This window comes from Synechococcus sp. A10-1-5-9, from assembly GCF_047716785.1.
GTDB lineage: Bacteria > Cyanobacteriota > Cyanobacteriia > PCC-6307 > Cyanobiaceae > Synechococcus_C.
Map to the genome: position 1 here is coordinate 792959 of NZ_CP180406.1, position 17885 is coordinate 810843.

25 protein-coding genes are annotated in these 17885 nt (G+C 56.8%); 12 read left to right on the plus strand and 13 right to left on the minus strand.

The features are described from left to right. The first annotated feature begins 5 nt into the window (after positions 1–5). From ACLM45_RS04560 to ACLM45_RS04590, 7 genes are all read left to right on the plus strand, one after another. On the plus strand, positions 6–1403 hold the full coding sequence (locus tag ACLM45_RS04560) for a cobyrinate a,c-diamide synthase (RefSeq protein WP_415410830.1): 1398 nt from the start codon (positions 6–8) through the stop codon (positions 1401–1403). Next, on the plus strand, positions 1352–1702 hold the full coding sequence (locus ACLM45_RS04565; RefSeq protein WP_006041733.1) for an acylphosphatase: 351 nt from the start codon (positions 1352–1354) through the stop codon (positions 1700–1702). Before ACLM45_RS04560 ends, ACLM45_RS04565 begins: the two co-directional genes overlap by 52 nt. Positions 1703–1783: 81 nt before the next feature. After that, positions 1784–2377 carry a histidine phosphatase family protein gene (locus ACLM45_RS04570; protein ID WP_415410831.1) on the plus strand — a complete coding sequence of 198 codons (594 nt, stop codon included), beginning with the start codon at positions 1784–1786 and terminating at the stop codon, positions 2375–2377. Further along, positions 2377–3063: a GAP family protein gene (locus ACLM45_RS04575; protein ID WP_415410833.1), complete on the plus strand. Its 687-nt coding sequence runs from the start codon at positions 2377–2379 to the stop codon at positions 3061–3063. Before ACLM45_RS04570 ends, ACLM45_RS04575 begins: the two co-directional genes overlap by 1 nt. Before the next feature lie 94 nt (positions 3064–3157). Continuing rightward, positions 3158–3544, plus strand: coding sequence for a hypothetical protein (locus tag ACLM45_RS04580; protein WP_415410834.1), 387 nt, complete (start codon positions 3158–3160; stop codon positions 3542–3544). Positions 3545–3669: 125 nt separating this feature from the next. Continuing rightward, on the plus strand, positions 3670–3882 hold the full coding sequence (locus tag ACLM45_RS04585) for a hypothetical protein (protein WP_415410836.1): 213 nt from the start codon (positions 3670–3672) through the stop codon (positions 3880–3882). Between the two features lie 20 nt (positions 3883–3902). Continuing rightward, positions 3903–4103 carry a hypothetical protein gene (locus ACLM45_RS04590; protein ID WP_415410838.1) on the plus strand — a complete coding sequence of 67 codons (201 nt, stop codon included), beginning with the start codon at positions 3903–3905 and terminating at the stop codon, positions 4101–4103. A 132-nt stretch (positions 4104–4235) separates the two neighbouring features. On the opposite strand, the gene ACLM45_RS04595 is transcribed toward ACLM45_RS04590, so the two are convergent. Continuing rightward, positions 4236–4424, minus strand: a complete 189-nt coding sequence (locus tag ACLM45_RS04595; RefSeq protein ID WP_415410839.1) for a hypothetical protein — start codon at positions 4422–4424, stop codon at positions 4236–4238. Between the two features lie 232 nt (positions 4425–4656). Between ACLM45_RS04595 and ACLM45_RS04600 the strand changes: the two genes are divergently transcribed. Next, positions 4657–6597, plus strand: a complete 1941-nt coding sequence (locus ACLM45_RS04600; protein WP_415410840.1) for a calcium-binding protein — start codon at positions 4657–4659, stop codon at positions 6595–6597. A 291-nt stretch (positions 6598–6888) separates the two neighbouring features. On the opposite strand, the gene ACLM45_RS04605 is transcribed toward ACLM45_RS04600, so the two are convergent. The 4 genes from ACLM45_RS04605 to folD are packed head-to-tail and all read right to left on the minus strand — an operon-like array spanning position 6889 to position 10740. Beyond that, entirely contained in the window at positions 6889–8361 is a 1473-nt protein-coding gene (locus ACLM45_RS04605) for an AAA family ATPase (protein WP_415410841.1), read from the minus strand. Continuing rightward, positions 8358–8864 (minus strand): divergent PAP2 family protein, encoded by a 507-nt coding sequence (locus ACLM45_RS04610; protein ID WP_415411348.1) that lies wholly within the window; start codon positions 8862–8864, stop codon positions 8358–8360. The genes ACLM45_RS04605 and ACLM45_RS04610 overlap by 4 nt, the downstream gene beginning before the upstream one ends. A gap of 2 nt (positions 8865–8866) precedes the next feature. Further along, positions 8867–9805, minus strand: a complete 939-nt coding sequence (gene crtE / locus ACLM45_RS04615) for a geranylgeranyl diphosphate synthase CrtE (RefSeq protein WP_050752010.1) — start codon at positions 9803–9805, stop codon at positions 8867–8869. Between the two features lie 53 nt (positions 9806–9858). Continuing rightward, the gene (gene folD, locus ACLM45_RS04620; protein ID WP_415410843.1) at positions 9859–10740 is read right to left on the minus strand and encodes a bifunctional methylenetetrahydrofolate dehydrogenase/methenyltetrahydrofolate cyclohydrolase FolD; all 882 of its coding nucleotides are present in this window, start codon (positions 10738–10740) and stop codon (positions 9859–9861) included. A gap of 71 nt (positions 10741–10811) precedes the next feature. On the opposite strand from folD, the gene ACLM45_RS04625 reads away from it, so the two are divergent. After that, positions 10812–12917, plus strand: coding sequence for an HDIG domain-containing metalloprotein (locus ACLM45_RS04625; protein WP_415411349.1), 2106 nt, complete (start codon positions 10812–10814; stop codon positions 12915–12917). On the opposite strand, the gene ACLM45_RS04630 is transcribed toward ACLM45_RS04625, so the two are convergent. The 6 genes from ACLM45_RS04630 to ACLM45_RS04655 all read right to left on the minus strand — a co-directional run bounded on the left by ACLM45_RS04630 (position 12914) and on the right by ACLM45_RS04655 (position 15629). Further along, a complete protein-coding gene (locus tag ACLM45_RS04630) occupies positions 12914–13501 on the minus strand; it encodes an RluA family pseudouridine synthase (protein ID WP_415411350.1) in 588 nt (195 codons plus the stop codon). The genes ACLM45_RS04625 and ACLM45_RS04630 overlap by 4 nt on opposite strands. Positions 13502–13565: 64 nt before the next feature. After that, positions 13566–13967 carry a hypothetical protein gene (locus ACLM45_RS04635; RefSeq protein WP_038004396.1) on the minus strand — a complete coding sequence of 134 codons (402 nt, stop codon included), beginning with the start codon at positions 13965–13967 and terminating at the stop codon, positions 13566–13568. A gap of 21 nt (positions 13968–13988) precedes the next feature. Continuing rightward, complete coding sequence (locus ACLM45_RS04640; protein WP_415410844.1) at positions 13989–14312, minus strand: hypothetical protein; 324 nt, start codon at positions 14310–14312, stop codon at positions 13989–13991. 13 nt (positions 14313–14325) lie between these two features. Further along, on the minus strand, positions 14326–14868 hold the full coding sequence (locus ACLM45_RS04645) for a hypothetical protein (protein WP_415410846.1): 543 nt from the start codon (positions 14866–14868) through the stop codon (positions 14326–14328). Positions 14869–14935: 67 nt separating this feature from the next. Beyond that, a complete protein-coding gene (locus ACLM45_RS04650; RefSeq protein WP_006041751.1) occupies positions 14936–15235 on the minus strand; it encodes an MTH1187 family thiamine-binding protein in 300 nt (99 codons plus the stop codon). A 127-nt stretch (positions 15236–15362) separates the two neighbouring features. Beyond that, on the minus strand, positions 15363–15629 hold the full coding sequence (locus tag ACLM45_RS04655) for a hypothetical protein (protein WP_415410848.1): 267 nt from the start codon (positions 15627–15629) through the stop codon (positions 15363–15365). Between the two features lie 85 nt (positions 15630–15714). Here ACLM45_RS04655 and ACLM45_RS04660 point away from each other — a divergent pair, with 85 nt between their 5' ends. Both ACLM45_RS04660 and ACLM45_RS04665 read left to right on the plus strand, forming a co-directional pair. After that, a complete protein-coding gene (locus ACLM45_RS04660; protein WP_415410850.1) occupies positions 15715–16176 on the plus strand; it encodes a hypothetical protein in 462 nt (153 codons plus the stop codon). Positions 16177–16244: 68 nt separating this feature from the next. Continuing rightward, on the plus strand, positions 16245–16451 hold the full coding sequence (locus tag ACLM45_RS04665; protein WP_038005013.1) for a hypothetical protein: 207 nt from the start codon (positions 16245–16247) through the stop codon (positions 16449–16451). Positions 16452–16464: 13 nt separating this feature from the next. On the opposite strand, the gene ACLM45_RS04670 is transcribed toward ACLM45_RS04665, so the two are convergent. Together ACLM45_RS04670 and ACLM45_RS04675 are read right to left on the minus strand one after the other, a co-directional pair. Then, positions 16465–16746, minus strand: a complete 282-nt coding sequence (locus ACLM45_RS04670; protein ID WP_415410852.1) for a 2Fe-2S iron-sulfur cluster-binding protein — start codon at positions 16744–16746, stop codon at positions 16465–16467. A gap of 335 nt (positions 16747–17081) precedes the next feature. Continuing rightward, the gene (locus ACLM45_RS04675) at positions 17082–17327 is read right to left on the minus strand and encodes a Nif11-like leader peptide family natural product precursor (protein ID WP_006041757.1); all 246 of its coding nucleotides are present in this window, start codon (positions 17325–17327) and stop codon (positions 17082–17084) included. 72 nt (positions 17328–17399) lie between these two features. On the opposite strand from ACLM45_RS04675, the gene ACLM45_RS04680 reads away from it, so the two are divergent. Beyond that, complete coding sequence (locus tag ACLM45_RS04680; RefSeq protein ID WP_415410854.1) at positions 17400–17873, plus strand: hypothetical protein; 474 nt, start codon at positions 17400–17402, stop codon at positions 17871–17873. Positions 17874–17885 lie beyond the last annotated feature (12 nt).

The following is a 17885-nucleotide window of genomic DNA, read 5'->3' on the forward strand; positions in this document are numbered from 1 at the left end:
AGTTCATGGCCTGTGTGATCGCTGCTCCGGCCAGCGGCAGTGGCAAAACCCTGCTCACTCTCTGCCTGATTGCCTGGGCGCGTCGTCAGGGGAGGAGCATCCAGCCCTTCAAAGTGGGGCCGGACTATCTCGATCCCCAGCTCCTCAGCCTCAGCGCAGGCAGAGTTTGCCGAAATCTCGACCTTTCACTCTGCGGCCAGGAGTGGGTGGATCTCAGTTTCCGGGGGTTTGGTGGATTGTGCGACATGGCCGTCGTCGAAGGGGTCATGGGCCTGTACGACGGCATCGGGGCCAGCTCCGAGGGGAGCACGGCTGCTGTGGCACGGCATCTGAACCTGCCCGTGGTGCTGGTCGTGGATGCCGGCCGGCAGGCCCGATCCCTGGCGGCAGTGGTGCTCGGATTCCAGAATCTGGAGCCACACGTGCACTTGGCGGGGGTCGTCCTCAACCGGGTATCCAGCCAGCGCCATCGTGAGCTTCTGCAGAGCGTGCTGGACGAGATCAACGTTCCCTGCCTGGGAAGCCTGCCGAAGGACGTGAGTCTGTGTCTTCCCAGTCGACACCTCGGCCTAGCCCCAGCCCATGAGCTCGGACCTATACAGGACCGGATCAGTCGCTGGGCGGCGCTGGCGTCCTCCCATCTGGATCTGCAGAGATTCGGCCCGTTACTGAAGGCACCTGCAGCAGGCGCCAATCCAATACGAACCATTCTGGCGCCGGTGCTGGACCAGCAGCCCGTTCGTACTCCCATACCAGTGGCCGTCGCCCAGGACGAGGCTTTTCACTTTCGCTACCCGGAAATGCAGGAATGCCTCGAAACCATGGCCATGCCTGTGATCCCTTGGAGCCCACTGGCGGATGAGCCGCCACCACCCCAGGCCCAGGGGCTGGTGCTGCCGGGTGGATTCCCAGAACTGCATGCAGAGGCGCTCAGCCAATGCGGCCGCAGCCTCTCGGCCTTGCAGCAGTGGATCGCCCAGAAACCCCTCTATGCCGAATGCGGCGGCATGCTGTTGCTGGGTGAGTCACTCAGTGACGGGGAGGGAAAGCACCACCCCATGGCTGGCTTGCTGCCCTTCCGCGCAGAACGAGGAGCGTTGCAGGTGGGCTACAGGTCGCTCTCTACAACCCACAACGGGATGCTGCTGCGCGCAGGGGAAAGCATGAGAGGCCATGAATTCCACCGGTGGCAATTGAGCAAAGAATCCGGAGATTTCTTGGAAAAAGCGAGACCCCTATGGCAGGTTGAAGGGTGGAAAATCTCGCGGAGACACGAGGGATGGAGCCTTCCGACCCTGCACGCCAGCTGGGTGCACCTCCACTGGGCCGGCTCCTCGACGATCTCATGCCGATGGCGCGCCGCTCTCGAAACCGCGGCGACGCGGAACGCGGACGGTTCCTGAATCGAGGCAAACACAAGCCCACAATCCAGAAGGAACGCTGGCGATTTCTCGTGGAGGGCAAGGTTCAAGGCGTGGGATTCAGACAGGGGTGTTGCCGCAGAGCCATGGACCTCAACCTGAGCGGTTGGGTTCGGAACCTCCCCGATGGTGTCGTGGAGGTGCAAGCAGAAGGATCTCCATTGGCTCTCAGTGAATTGCGCCTGTGGTGCGAACGCGGTCCCACAGGCGCCCGGGTGAGCCTGGTGAGGCCTTCACAGCTACCCATTACAGGAGCTGACTGGTTCGAAATCCGCAGCTGATCAGGCGCTGGGATGACACCGGCGACACCACCATTGGTTGCTCTGCTGGTCAAAATCCTTTGAGAAGGACACGATCAAGAGATGGCCGACAATCGTCAGCTCTGGCTCTTGCGCCACGGAGCAACGGAATGGGCCAAAAACGGACGCCACACAGGCAGCACCGACCTTCCCCTGTTGCCGGAAGGCGAAGATGAAGCCCGACGTCTGGCTCCCACGCTGACAAGCCAGACCTTCGCCGCCGTCTTCAGCTCCCCTCTGCAGCGAGCCCGTCGAACCTGCGAGCTCGGTGGCCTTGGAGACCGACTGACGGTGATGCCGGAACTGATGGAGTGGAATTACGGCGACTACGAAGGGATCACCACAGATGAAATCCGCAAAACGGTTCCTGGTTGGACGGTCTGGAGCCATGGGTGCCCCAACGGGGAGGATGCCGATGCCGTGCAGAAGCGCTGCGAAATCGCCATCCGTCGCGCTCTGGAAGTCTCCGAAGCAGGAGATGTGGCTCTGTTCGCTCACGGACACCTTCTGCGAGCGCTGGCGGGAACCTGGCTTGGTCTGGGTGCTGTAGGTGGCAACTTGTTGAAGCTCGGTACAGGAAGTATCTGCGTGCTGGGATTTGAGCGAGAAAAGCGTGCGATCGTTCGCTGGAATGCTCCGGCCGACGGACGGTTCTGATGAGCGACACCACCCTTTGGGCTGAACTTCTGGCCTACGGCACGGGCATCGGTCTCTCGCCGATTCACATTGCGGTGTTGCTGCTCCTGTTGCTGGGCCCCCAGCCCCTACGCCGCGGCGGCTGGTTTGTTGCGGGCTGGATGGTCACCACACTGCTCACCGCAACGCTGCTGGTGACTGTTGGCCACACCCTTGTTCTCGACATGAGCCACGGCTCTCATCACCGCACAGGACTCGATCTACTGGCAGGAGGCGCGCTCATAGCCATCGGCGGCAGGGAGCTCCTGCGTTCCTTCGCCGATGGAGCCGAACCACCGGCATGGACCACCAGCATCGATCGCTTTGTGGCGATGCCATTGCCGCTGCTGCTTCTCCTTGGCGCAGCAGGTGAGATCATCAGTCCTGATGATCTCGTTCTCTTTGCAAAGTCGGCAGGCGTTGTTCTCGCAGCCCAGTTGCCCACCTGGCAGGAGTGGATCGGATTGGTTGCCTTCACAATCGGTGCAAGCATTTTTCTGTTGACCCCGCTTGTGGCCGTGATCATCGGACGGGACAAAGTGATTCCAATCCTCGAGAAAGGGAAGCAGGTGTTGTTTGCACGAGGTGGACTGGTGGTGGGAGGTGTCAGCCTGGGCCTGGGTGGCTATCTGGGTTGGCAAGGAATCAATGGTCTCAGCTTGCTTTAGGGGATCAGCCACACATTCAGTTGCACTTAACAACTGGTTCAGAAACGTTTTGCGGTAGAGCACTGCATACGCTTGCAGCAGCCACCTTCTGGTCATGCTTTCACTGCATCAGTTCAGTCTTTCTGCACTCACTGTCGTCGCAGCGGCGTCTCTCCTGTCATCACCGGCCAGTGCTCATCCACAGAAGCAGCGCCATGGCAATGAGAAGCAGAAGGACTACAACCGTGGGTTCCAAAAGGGTTACAACAGGGCCATCAAACAGGTTCGCCAGCCTTATTACGTTCCCCAGAAGGTTTACAACCGGAACTTCAGACGAGTCGTGAAAGATGCTTACCGGCCCTATTACGTTCCACAGCGCACCTACTATCAACGGCCGGTTGTGGTCGCACCGGCACCGTGGAGAGCGCCACGGCCCCTGATCTTGAATCCCTACGTGCAGGGAACACGCGTGAATGTTGGTTTCGGTTTCAACGTTCACTAAGGGAGACGAGGGTCAGCCAGCGCGTGGAATTCTCTGACAGCAATCAGTCGACAAATGAAAATCGGATCCAAAAGATTGGAGCCTGATTTCTGATTGCTCCCACCCAAGTCTGATGATGAATCAGGATGGGACAAGCAACAGCCCATGCGCTCAAGCTTTCCGGGTTGCTGCATCGGGCTCAATCGACGGATAGGCACGTGGTGACAGAGAGAGTGATTGTGGTGATGGACAGTGCAGATCAACTGATCATCGAAACAAAAGCCTTCCACGAAGCTCCTCCTCTGGAAGCCACGGTTTTGATGCAGCACATTCTCTCAATCAACAGCGATGTGATCTAAAGCCGCTTCCGGCTTTCAGAATGTCGAAAGCCATCAGGCACATCGATCAAATCAATCCGGTCGCTAACCGTGATGGTATCGATGGCATTAGTGCAGGGCAGGGCGTCGTTCCTGATCATTCCTATCGGTGCGGCGATGTTGATCGTGGTCCCTATCGAATTGGTGACGTTGACCGTAAGGCTTTCAGCAAACCACTGAACATAATCAACGAAACAGATTGATCTAGGAGAACAGCGTTGGATGCTGCAATCGATAGCCGAGATCCTTCAGTCGATGATTGCTGATACAGCGGATGAATGGAGGGGCAGGTCCAGGAGCACCTGTCCATTGACCCCTTTCAAGACCTTATTGGATCAAGGTGCGATCCACAAGATCTCTATCCCGTAGGGTTCATCGTTGACCACATTCACCAAGCCGGTCCAGCAACCGTTGATCGCCGCGAGCGCTGCTCCCGCAGCATCATCCACATGGACCCAGTTGCTGAACGATCCACCGAGACAAGTGCTCACTACAAAGACAATCCAACCGAAGAGTTCATTCAAAGGGCAAGTCCGATCAAGAGATCAGCAAGGATGCTTCGAGACAACCACTAACCGAAATCTTGCCGCCGAGGAGTAAAAAGCAGCGATCAAAACGCATTGACAGCAAAAAGTTAACACAAAGTCAAAACACTCAAGAATTCTTGTTTCATTAAATTCTAAGCAAAATCAAAGCAATTTACCATTGATCCAACCCCCAAATTGATGTCATAACAAAATCAGCATGATTTAACTAATGAACTTGCTCAAGTACTGGCAAGCAGCTTTCAATCCCAGCGAATTTGAGCGCTGGATGGATCAGAAAATTTCATTCTTTGGCATAAAATCGAGGGGTAATAGTATCCTTGCCGATCATTCAGACAATTATATTCGTGGCGGAGGAAGAACTGACCTACTGATCGCAGGCAAAGGAATAGATTTTGTCGACGGACGCGGAGGAGACGATTTTCTCGTGGGGGACAGACTACCCAATCAAAATGATTACAACGCAGATGGATCAATCTTCGCGTCAGCCACATTCAACAAGGATGAATCAGACATCTTGATCGCAGGAAAGGGAGAAGATATTCTGATCAATCAGTTTGGATCTGACTACTTCTCGGGAGACAAAGGAAACGATCGGATCATCAGCCTGAGCGACTCAGGCATTCCAACAGGAAACAATATTCCAATTCTAGACAATGATTCAACAGAGAATCAACTTTCACAACTAGATTTCTCAACCAATAATATCAATCCCAATGGCCTGGCAGCAGATGACACCCTCATCGGAGGAAAGCACGCTGATCGCTTTGAATTTCATCTACTCATTAATGCACGCAAAGAAATTGTCGACAAATACACTGATGTTGAGACAGGAATTATCAACTGGGGAATGAACGGGGTTGCGGGTGAGAACGACAACTACCATGATCATTGGGTCGACGGAATCGGAAATGACATAATCCTAGATTTCAATTCAAAAGAAGGGGACAAAATTCTTATATCCGGCCATACAGTCCAGGCAATTTTGCTGGAAAACAACGAAACCCTCAACGAAGCTTTAGTCGGGGTTTATAGCGACCAAGGTGCAGACGGTAGGCGCGGGAATGGCGCTCATGATTTGGATGTACTTGGAACCATTAAAGTCTTTTACAAAGGAAGTTTTGATTTTGATTCCGACGTCGACATCCAGCAAAAAGAATATGGAGCCTATGGCGTTGATAGCAACGTCGCTGCAGAAATTGAATCCAATGACGACGTCTTGCTGGCGAGCACGACTGCAAGAATTACAGGAAACGCTAGTGACAATGATTTAGCAGGCGATTCGGGTGAGAATCGCATCGACGGTCTTTCCGGCGACGACAAGATTGTCGGATACGACGGAAACGACAAACTTTTTGGAGGCTCCGGCGCGGATCACCTCCTTGGCGATAGAGAATCCAGGCAAAGTGATTTTCATGAAAAAGGTTACTTTATTGCTGACAAGCAAATGTCTTATGACGACAAACTCATTGGAGGCTCAGAAGATGACTTGCTTGTCGACCAGTATGGGGCGGATCGCTACAGCGGAGACGCTGGAAATGATCGACTTGTCAGTTTAAGTGATAGCGGTGTTCCTAATGACAACAAGTCGCTACCAGCAGGCGTGGATGACGGCAGCGACATCGATAAGTTAGTTTTCGCAAATGAGTATTTCAATCCTGTGGGGATTTCTGCTAATGATGTTCTGACAGGTGGAGAGGGAGCAGATACTTTTGAATGGCGTTTATTAATCAATGCATCGAAAGAAATCGTCGACAGGAACACAGATACTTCGACGGGTGTGATCAATTGGGGAATGAATGGGGTCGCAGGCGAAAACGATAAGTATCACGACCATTGGGTCGACGGCATTGGAATTGACACAATCACCGACTTCAGCGGAAATGGTGGTGAGAATGATCACATACTCATCCAGGGACACACGGTACAAGCACTCCTACTCTCAAGTAGTGACAATTCTGCTTTGATTGGTGTTTACAGTGATCAAGGCGCCGACGGCGAACGTGGGAATGGAGCACATGACTTTGATACTTTAGGAGTCATCAGAGTCAATCACGATGGTAACTTCTCAATTAAAGAAGACTTATCAGTCAATAGTGCAGATTTTGGCGCTTACGGACCTGGATCTGGCCTAGATGATTTATGGGTCTGAATTTATCTATTTCCAATGACAATCTAGCCATTAATCTAAATAGTCAAGAAAGAGTATTCCCCTCAATCAGGAGAATTATTTTCAAGAGCTAATCATACATCGTTTAGATCGATTGAACCGGCTAGGGATGCTTGCCCTTGCCATGTACATCTGGTGTTGGTATCAACCGTATGATCAAAAGATGCTTTGAAAGGACTTTTCACCAATACTCGACCTTGAATCCAAAGGTTGATCAGGACAGTCCACCGAAAGCATTGAAATCACTAGCTTTTTGAGATGTCTATTCTTAACTCATGAATTCGCCAGGGTTCGGGTCCAATGTTGCGTTGACGCTGGCGAGCCATTCCGGCCTGCCAGCCAGACTCCCTGTCGGGCACGGCTGACTGCCACGTAGACAAGCTGCCTGCGCAGATCAAGATCCTGGGGCCAGAACACATCGTCGGCGACGAACACCTCACCGAAACTGCTGCCCTGGCTGCGATGGACAGTGAGCACAGCCGCAGGTCCAAGCGATGCGAACGCATCACGCACAAGGAAGTACCGGCGCCAGAGCGGACGTCCCCCCTGTTTTCCAGCCTCTCGGGCCTGTATTCGCAAGTGCTGAAGAAGGGCATCCAACTGCTGCCTTGCCGGAGTGCCGACAGGCGGTTGCAAGCGCAGGTTGAGCTCGAGCTCCCCGCTACGCACCCGTGCAGTAAGGGTCTCAATCACTGGTGCAACAAGGCCAGCGAGCGAAAGCTGAGCGTCGCAGGACAGGCCGAACTCCGCCAGGTCACAGCGCTCAGGAGCGACATCCTCCACCACGAGTTCACGATTGGAGCCCAGCACCAGATCGGGCTCTTCACCGGTCTCGCCGCCATCGCGTGAGGCCGGGGCCATCACCGCCGTGCGCGTGATCAGCACCTCGCCAGGCAAAACAGCCATCTGATCGGCCATGTCGCCATGAATCGCCCGGCGGGCGTGGGGGACCAGTACCTCAAGCCTGCGGTTGGTGTAGCAAAGAATTCTGGCCGCGTCGGGGTTATCGCAGGCTGCTGCCTGTCGTAAAGACTCCTGAGCACGACTTAGCCAATCGGAGCGGTTCATCACCCCCACCTGCCCCAGATCCGTGCACACCGGAGCCAAAAGCGGTGGCACTTCACAGGGCAGTCGGCCATCACGCAGACAACTGGCCAACTGCAGCACAGGTCCCTGATGACGAACCACTTGCCGTAGGCAGGCATTCACGGCCCGCGTCATCGCAAACACAGGGCTGTCGCGCTCTCCCACCGGCGGCAGCTGTGCCGGATCCCCAACGAACACCAGCCTGGTGCTGAAGGTGTGCGCGCACTGCAGCGCGATGGACAACAACGAGCTATCCACCATGGAGGCTTCATCAATCAGCACCAGACCGAGATGCTCAAGAGCTGCTGCCGTCTGCTCTGTGGTTTCACACAACTCGCGGTCACCCTGTCGCTTGAGCTTGAGGCGCAACAGGCGGTGGATTGTGGATGGATACCAAGTGGGGTGCAGGCCCTCAAGCAACAGAGCTTGCCTTAGAACGCCCACGGCCTTGTGGGTTGGAGCCACGACGGTCCAGCAAAGCCCACTGGCCTCCACCTGCTGGAGGAGGCGCATCGAAAGGAACGTCTTGCCGCTGCCGGCAAAGCCGCTCAACACGAAAGGCACCGTTGCATCGGCTTGATGCATCCAGTCAGCGAAGGCATCAGCGGCCTGCTGCTGATCACTGGTGAGAACCAGAGCGGAATGGGCGGACGTGCTCACCCGAATGCGTGGGAGAGAACCTGGATGAGGTGAAGTGGCGAGCCCACAAACACCAGACCTGGCAGGGCGATCGCTGGGCCAAGAAGGCTTCCGACCAGCACTTCAAGCCTGGAATGACCCAGGCTTTCCTTGAGCGCTTGCTCAGGTTCTGGATCCCAAAGACCGTTTGGCAAAGCATTCACTCTCTGGGCAGTGAACCCCGCTGCCCGACGGACACCACTGGCGTCATACATCACCACAAAGGCCACCGTGGACGCCAAAGCAAAAACGGGGGAGTCAAATCCATTGAGCCAACCGACCGCAGCCGCCGTACCGGTCACCAGAGCCGAATGGCTCGAAGGCATGCCGCCCGTTTCAATCAGCACCTCCGGCCGCCAGCGGCGTTGGATGACCAATTCGATGAATAACTTGGAAAGCTGTGCCAATCCGCAGGCAGCGAGGCCCCAGGCCAGGGGGCCGTTGTCGAGAAGCTGAAGCGGCACGCTCAACGAGGCAAACAGCATGGTCAACGGTCTCGGCTCGCGACGTAGTCAGCGAGAGCCAGAAGCGGCTGAGCTTTGGATGTCCACGGCTCGAGAGCCGACTTGGCCTGAGCAACCAACTCAAGAGCGCGAGCCCGCGAAGGCTCGAGACCAAGAAGTTTCGGATAAGTGGTTTTATCGGCAATCAGGTCTTTTCCTGCTGTTTTACCGAGGACTTCACTGCTGGCCGTGACATCAAGGATGTCGTCCACGATCTGGAAAGCGAGACCGATGCCGTTGGCGTAAGTACGCATCGCTTCGACCTGATTCGCATCGGCACCTCCGATCAGAGCGCCTGTAACCACACAGGCCCGGAGCAGAGCTGCGGTCTTGTGGAGATGAATGTATTCAAGTGTTTCCAGATCAACCTCGCGACCCTCACTTTCCAGATCGACCACCTGGCCTCCCACCAACCCCGGAGCTCCAGACACGAGTGCGAGCTCAGCCACCACTTTCAGCAACCTCTCGGGGGGAACCCCTGGGCTACGAAGTGACACCATTTCGAAGGCTCTGCTGAGCAAAGCATCACCGGCGAGAATGGCCATGGCATCGCCATAGACCTTGTGATTGGTGGGGCGGCCACGACGCAAATCATCGTTGTCCATTGCCGGTAGATCGTCATGGATCAGCGACATGGTGTGGATCATTTCCAAGGCCACTGCCGTCGGCATCGCAAGGGAGGCATCACCGCCCACAAGCTCACAGGCTGCGAGGCAAAGAATCGGTCTGAGCCGCTTGCCTCCGGCGAGGAGGGAGTAGCGCATCGACTCGCGAAGGGACTCAGGTCGCTCAGGACCTAAAGCTGCATCAAGGGCTCCCTCCACGAGGTTGCGCGTCTTGGCCAAATAGGCACTGAAGTCAAAATCCGCCTGATTTTCACCCGACGGCATGAGACCTTCAGGACTTCTCGCCGTGGCGGTCATGAAAAACATGATGCTGGCGAGATTCTGTCAGGCCGCAGGCCCCTTGAGCACGATCACGGAATCAGGTCGTCGAGATCATGACCGATCTGGTGACGCCGGCTCCAGGCCAGCACTGTATTCACAAGAAGCATGGTGACGGTCATCGGACCGACGCCGCCTGGCACGGGGGAAAGGGCTGCGACCAAGGGCTCCAGCTCGGCAGCGTTCACATCACCGCACAACCCACCCTCGGGCCTTCGGTGAATGCCCACATCCACAACCACGGCACCGGGAGCGACATGCTCAGCCCCGATCATTTCCGGACGTCCCGCTGCGACGACCAGAATGTCGGCCTGACGGGTCAGGGCAGGAAGATCGCTGGTGCGGGAGTGCGCCACCGTGACCGTTGCGTTGGCAGCCTGAAGCATCAGGGCCATCGGCTGGCCTACAAGGATGCTGCGTCCCACCACAACAGCCCGTTTACCGGAGGGATCAATTCCCTGGCTGCGCAACATGGCCATCACGCCTGCTGGCGTGCAACTGCGGGGGCCTGGTTCCCCTTTCAACAGCCGTCCAAGGTTGAGTGTGTGCAGGCCGTCAGCATCCTTTTCAGGATCGATCGCTGCCAGGAGAGGGGTTTCATCGAGCCCTGCCGGAAGGGGCAGCTGCAACAAAATCCCATCCACCCGCTCATCAGCATTGAGCTCGCTGATGGCATCCAGAACGGTATCCGGTTCCGAAGATGCAGGCAGGTGGGCTCCAAAGCTCTCAACCCCCACCCTCGCGCAGGCTTTCTCCTTGTTGGCGACATACACCGCGCTAGCCGGATCATCACCCACCCGCAGGACCGCGAGACCCGGCGGGCGTCCTGCCTGAGCGCTACCGCGACGAATCTGATTGGCCAGTCGCTCTTCTAGCTCCTTGGCCAGAGCTTTTCCATCCAGTCTGAGGGCCATCGCCGACCGATGCACGTGAAACCAGCATGCCGCTCTATCAGAGCTAGCGTTTCCATTGAAAGCATCCAGCCATCTTGCGTTCGCATCCCCTAGCAAGGTTCTGGAGATCCTGGCTTAGGAGTGAATCTCCAAGGCGGCCGGTGCTGCGTTGGAATCGGCTGCAACGCAGTGTGCTTCTTGCGCTATGCCTGCTCGTAGCCCTCGCATCAAGCTGGCCATGGCTGGTAGAGCCGGACATTCGACCAGGTCTGACAGCGCCATTCGACGCGGTGGCACCGAAGGATGCACGGGTGGTCGATAGTGAAGCGCTGAAGCAACGAAGATCCAGCCTGGTGCCTAGCACCCTGGTTCAGGTCATCGACGTTCAGCAGGATCAGCAGCTGCGGATGCGCCTCGAGCGCCATCTTGGAGAGCTGGAACGGGTCGCCAGTAGTGACGATGCAGATCGAATCGGTCCAGTGAATCTCAGCGGCGAAGAACAGGACTGGCTCGAGGAGCGTTCACCAGAGGAACGCCTGAGCTGGGACATGGATCTGCGCCGGGCGCTGGAACGCATGCTCAGCCAAGGATTGGTCAACAACCTGGCCGAAGAGCAGCTGCGTCAGGCCTCATCCCTGCAGCTGTATGCACTGGGAACCGCCAATACTCCATCAAGAACCCTCGGCGCCAAGGTCCTCACCACCACCTTGCAGGGTGCCAGCAATCTCAAAACCGACCCGCAGCGCAGCCAAAGACTGATCGAGAAACTGATCACTCAGCAGGGCATCCCAGTCATCGAGGTGAGCCGAGGTGACCTGATCACACAGAAGGGAGAACCCATTAGTTCCCAGGCTTACGACGTTCTCGATTTCTTCGGCCTTGTGAACCGGAGACCCAAACTCGGAATCTGGGTGATCCGGTTTACAGAATCTTTGGCCGGATGTGGAATTCTCCTCCTTGTGATGCGCCGAGAGAGGCCTTGCCTTGAAGCACCCCATGGACTGCTGGCCCTGGGGTTGCTGCTGATCTCCCAGGCCTGCAAAGTTTGGTTTGGTGCAGCCGTGAGCCCTCTGGCTGTGATCGTTCCACCCACACTGCTGCTAGCGCAGGGCCTCGGAACCAGCAGCGCCCTGGCATGGATGGCAGTCGCCAGCCTGCTCTGGCCAACACCGGTGACAGGCCTTGGTGAGGGGCGCCTGCTGATCGCTGCGGCCACAGCCACCGCGGTCGCCCTTCAGGCGGGCAGGCTCAGAAGTCGTGCCCAGCTTCTGCAACTAGCGGTGCTCTTGCCGCTCGGGGCGCTCGTTCTTGAGCTGCTTCTCCTCAACAGGAGTGCCGAATCCTCGGTGGATCAGGACTGGACCCGATTGCTTCCCAACTCGGGAGATCTGACATCCGAAGCCTTGTTGCTGGGACTCCTGATGATGCTGGCAATCCTGGTCATCCCCCTGCTCGAAAGTTCCTTTGGTCTTCTGACCCGAGCGAGGCTGATGGAGCTGGCCGACCAGGAACGTCCACTGCTTCGCAGGCTCTCCTCAGAAGCCCCGGGCACTTTCGAGCACACCCTGATGATCTGCAGCCTGGCCGAAGAGGGAGCGCGTGCGATCGGTGCCGATGTGGATCTGATCAGAACAGGGTCGCTGTATCACGACGTTGGCAAACTCCATGCTCCGAATTGGTTTATCGAGAACCAAACCACTGATCACAACCCTCACACTGAATTGAATGATCCGCTTGCGAGCGCTGGCGTATTGCAGGCCCATGTGGATGAGGGCCTGAAACTGGCCAGACGCCACCGCTTGCCCAGACCGATTGCCGACTTCATTCCAGAGCATCAAGGAACCTTGCGGATGGGGTATTTCCTGCACCAGGCACGGCTGAAAGATCCCCTGATTTCAGAAGATCGCTTCCGCTATCACGGCCCTACCCCTCGCTCCAAGGAAACGGGAATCATGATGGTCGCCGATGGCTGTGAGGCAGCTCTTCGCTCCTTGCCCCCCGACACAAGTGAGAAGGAAGCCCGAGCCACGGTGAAACGCATCGTTGAAGCTCGCCTCAGCGATGGACAGTTGAATCAGAGCAGCCTCAGCCGCGCAGAGCTTGAGCTCGTGATGAAGGCCTTTGTAAAAGTGTGGCGGCGAATGCGCCATCGGCGTATCCCTTATCCCATCCCGGCCAAGCGCAGATTCAGTGCTTAAGCGTTGAACCATGCAGGCCAAGGAGCGCGCACTCGCACCTGGCCACTGGGATCATCAGGATCAGGGAAACGCAAGGCCATCGCCCTGAGCCGCAGCCCCACGGCGCATCCTGGGTTGTAAATCGGGTCCCCAATGATGGGATGGTGCAGGGCTGCCAGATGGGCGCGCAGCTGATGGGAACGGCCCGTCCTCGGGCAGAGCCAGAGTCGTGTGCTGCTCTCCATCAACTTCAAACGACGCCAGAGCGTGACGCACGCTTTTCCACCTGGATGAACGCCGTAAGTGGGCGGCTGACGCTTCAGACGCGCCAGAGGGAGACCAATCAGTCCGCTGACATTTTCCATCTGGCCCTGAACATCAGCGACGTATAGCTTTCTGACCCTTCGAGATGCAAAGAACATCCCCAACAACCGAAGCATGTCCGGATCCTTCGCCAGAAGCACAAGTCCTGAAGTGTCGCGATCAAGGCGATGAACCAGGCGTAGCGCGGGACACGCAAGTTGAAGGCGGTTGATCAGGGAATCCTGCTGATGACTACCCAAACCAGGCTGGCAAAGCAGTCCTGCCGGTTTGTCCACCACCATCAAACGCGGATGATCAAGAACGAGGGGCAGCCCAGCCACCTGGCGGTCTGCCGCGAGCACTGGCCTACAAGCGACCACCGCGCCGATGGGCTGGACGACACCAGTAGATAAGGGCCAACACGTTCACAAGCCCAAGCAACACCGACGCGAGACCAAGGGGTCGGGCCCCAGGGCCAAGCACCACTCGCACGATCCCGTAAGGCAAGGCACCACCAAGGGCCAGCGACAGAGCAACGATGGTGAGGATCACTCCCCAGCGCCGCTGTGCCAGCAGTCCGGCCGATGCCACGATGCCCACGATCGCCGCGGGCCACGCCAGCGAAAAGGCCATGGTGATGTTGGTGATTTCAAGGCCTGTGGATTGATCAGGCTGAAAGGCCCCCCAACCGATCACGGGTAAGGCCAGGAGATTGGCCAGCAACCCAATCCAGGTCATCAACCAGTACCCGCGCAGCCTTGGCCCCATGGAGTCAGCGTGCAAACTTGCTCACCGTAAGGGGCCGGGGCCGCCGCTCTCTTCATCGTCGGCGTGCAAGACGGATTCCAGGTTGCTGAGCAGCATCGCAACGGCTTCATCACGATCCATGGCCTCCATGGCAACACGTTTGATCCAGTCGTGACAGAGCGCTTCGATCTGATCAAACAAAGGCCCTGTGGCCTGCAACGCAGCACTTACGCGCTGGGACGCCTCATGATCAATCTCTAGATGGTCCAGCACCCGATAACACTGACCGTCCTCTCCGAGATAAGTCAGGTGACCCGCGTCATCCAGTTTTGGTGCGGTGATGGGAGTGACTGAGGAATCGTCCATGGTTGCTTCAGCCTCAAGGAGTTTCAGGGGAAATCGCTGGGGGAGCCGACACGGAGCCCCGGGGCAAACGATCGGCGCAGAAATTGCGAAACAGTGCTTCAACCTCCTGTGGAGGCAGGACTTGCACCAAACGCGCCTCGATCTCTTCACGCTGCTGCGACTGGTGATAGAGACGAAGTTCCTGAAACGTTGTTCTGGAACGGGCCTCGATGGCCTCCAGCGCGTCGTTGATCTGATGGTCAGCCAAAAGGGCACCGCCTTGGCAGTGCTGCATCACGTGCGCTGACTCATGGGCGAGCACCACCCAGATCTGCTTGGGGTCGTTTTCGAGATTGTTGGAACAGAGAAGAAGGGCGTTGCGCTCAGCGTGAAACGCTCCCAGGAGAGAAGGCGGACAATCTTTGGCCACCATTGTGTCGGTGCCGGAACGCCGGATCAAAGAGGCATAGCGACCGATGCGATCCCAGCTCTCAGCGCGCACTGGCCCGGACACCAGAGAAGACAGTGACGACACCGCCAGGATCACCACAACAGACCGAACAAACCCGAACGCCATTCCCCAGTCCCACACCTCCTCTCATTAGAGACAGAAGAGACGCCGACCGGCCGAAGGTGCGGTTCTTCTACTGATTCAGCCGCTGAACGCTGTCAACCTTGTCCCGAAAGGACTGCTCGCGATCAATACGCGTATTCACCCGCAACGTGGCATGAATCCTTGGAACTCCGTCTTCATGCAACCGCTCATGACAAGCCTTGACACAGGCAAAGACAGCGTCCCATTCACCCTCAATCGCTGTTCCATCGGGCCCAAGCTGATGCTCAAGCCCCGAGGCCTTAATCACCTCCTGGCAAGCCCAGACATAGGGCGCAAGGGATACGCCTACGCCCAGCGGCACGAGGCAGAGGTCAACACTGACGCGCATCCATCGGTCCAGTCATGCCCTGTCATGGTTAGTCAGGAGCTCTGACAGACGCAAGTCCATCCATCCAGCGAAACTTGAACAAGCTGGGGCGGCATGGCCGGCGAGAACCCCAGTACCGAGGAGCTCCTTAGAGGGCTCCTGTTTTTTTCTTCAGATCACCATGCCCGAGAAGACAGGCACTGGGGTAGCCAAGAGTTCGCCACTCGCCACAGCCTGTCTGAACTTCGAGGCCAATTCCCTGCTCGAAAGCTGAACGGGAGCGTCCTTGCCCTTCACACCAACGACTGGCGGCCGCCTCCGCAGCTGCAATCGATTCATAAGGCGCATCAAGCACTGGATGGGGGCTCCCATCCAGTGACACCAATCGATAGAGGGTGTGCTTGGCATTTGACACTATTCCACTTCCCCAACTGTCACCAGTGTTCCATGCTTCGCAAGGGTGCGCCATCCCGGAAGCCGAATCCACTTAACCCATCGCCATGACGAGCCACCGCCTCACCAATGCCTACAAGGCCCTACTGAGCTGTGCCCCAGCCCCCCTCTTCCGCAAGGCCAGAGACCTTTATCTCAAGAAATACGCCCTTGATGGCCGAAAAAGTAATAGCCCCTTACGCCTGTTTCTGGCCAGCGAAAGCCTGAACGAGACCATCACCCCAGATCCAGATGCACCACCCCATGGACGCATTGCTCGCCTCGAAGCCATGACCGATGAACTGGCTTTGGTCCACTGGCAACGCCCTGGACCCGCAGATCACAACGCTGTGGAGCGCTACCTGCGCGACACCTGGGACCTAAGCGATAGCCCACTTGCTCCCTGCGAAGCCCCTTGGTTCCGAGATAGCGGTCACCAGCAACGGCTGACACTTCCCAAAGCTCTCATCTGGATCCGTGAAGCGCGCTACCAGGACGTCGAACAATCTTTGAACAATGAAAACCCATAAAAAGCTGAAAGCCCAGGAATGACCATGGGCTCCTAGCTATGCCGGAATCAAGTCTCAGTGGATCAAAGATGAGAACACATCTCCCAGAGCGCTACGTCCTGCGCCACAGGGGCAGCGGCCAGTACCTGCGTGTCAATGACCAAAACCAGCAGATCGAGGCGATCGAAAGCCCCGAATCCGCTTGGAATTTCCACAGTCATGAAGGAGCCATCACCCACGCCCTCTGGATAGGCGAAGTGCATGGACAGACCCCTGATGTGGTGAAGATGCGCTGAAGAGCCGACAGACTCAGAGCTCGTCTTCGACCTCAGCCTTGATCATGCAGTCAGCCATGGGATAGCTGACGCAGAGCAGGGCATAGCCATTACCCATCTGCTCATCATCCAGGAAGCTTTGGTCCGACTGATCAACGCTTCCGCTCAGTACTTTGCCGGCGCAGGTGCTGCAGGCACCAGCACGGCAAGAGTATGGAAGGTCCACACCCTGCTCTTCAGCAGCATCAAGGATGTACTGATCGTCCGCGCAAGAGAAACTTTTCCCCCCTTCAAGGGTGATGGTGAAGGATGCCATGGGATTTCATTCAATCAGCTCCTTCGTAGTGATCAATGGCAGAGGCAGCAGCACTGCGTGCGTGATCCCTGACGAATCAACGCTCAACGCTGACCGACAAGATCTTCCCAGGTGAGGAACTGACAACGATCCACTTGATCGTTGGATGAACTTTGCTGATCGTTTGAAGTCAACGCGTCCTCGTCGAAGCACTTAAAACTCTGATCCGGGCAATAGACACCTGACCACTCTTTCCAGAACGACATCTCAAGCTTTGATCTTGAGACCAGCATTGAGTCTTTGTAGCAAAACATCAGTGTCCAGGGCTACCTCAGAAGGTGCACAGGGGCACAGTGTCAACCCTGGATGAAATGCCGGAGTCGCCTGGAGTCTTCTGCCATCCTGCGTTGCAGCTCAGCCGAAGGGGCGTCAGCTTCTTCCCGGGCCTGTGCTGAAAGAACATCCTCGGCAGTGATCTTGAATCCATGCCCACGAGCGAGCTCAATGAGTGCCTCGACCGACAGGGGTTCGGCCAGGCTTGCCGCCAAAGCCGCATCGGTTTGGCGTTGACGTAGGAAGGCGTCGAGATCCTGAAGCGACATTCGGTCCTGATGTCGAAGTTCACCATTCCATCACTGCACCTTGCTAAGACTCCGTCAATGCGGTTCAGATGCATGTCGATCAAACGCCTGCCCTCGGTTCTTCTCGGAGCGGCTGGCTCTCTGTTGATTCTGGATTCAGGCTCGATGGCGAAGGCTTCCTGCGCGTTTCTGCCTCCAGTAGGAGGCGACGGGAGTAGCAACATCGTCAAGAAGCGCGTTGGCAAGGGAAAACTTCTCGGAAAAACAAACTGGAACACCGATTTCGCCGTGAACAGGCCTTACGGGAGTTACAAGCTCTTCTTCACTGCCGATTCGACAGCGACGGGGACCTATCCGGTTGAGGCCTTTCTGAAGTTCACGGACGGGAGCAATCTCCGCGTGGTGAAGGAATCACTGACTCCTCCGATCGGCCAAGGTCGCATGTTTGGACCGTTCACTGTTCCCCAAGGCAAACAACTGAAGCAGGTGAATTTCAAGATCGGCGCGGGCAGCGACCCGAACTCCACAGGGTTCAGTTACAGGATTTCCGTTCAAGGCTGCAACTAGAGACTCCTCAAC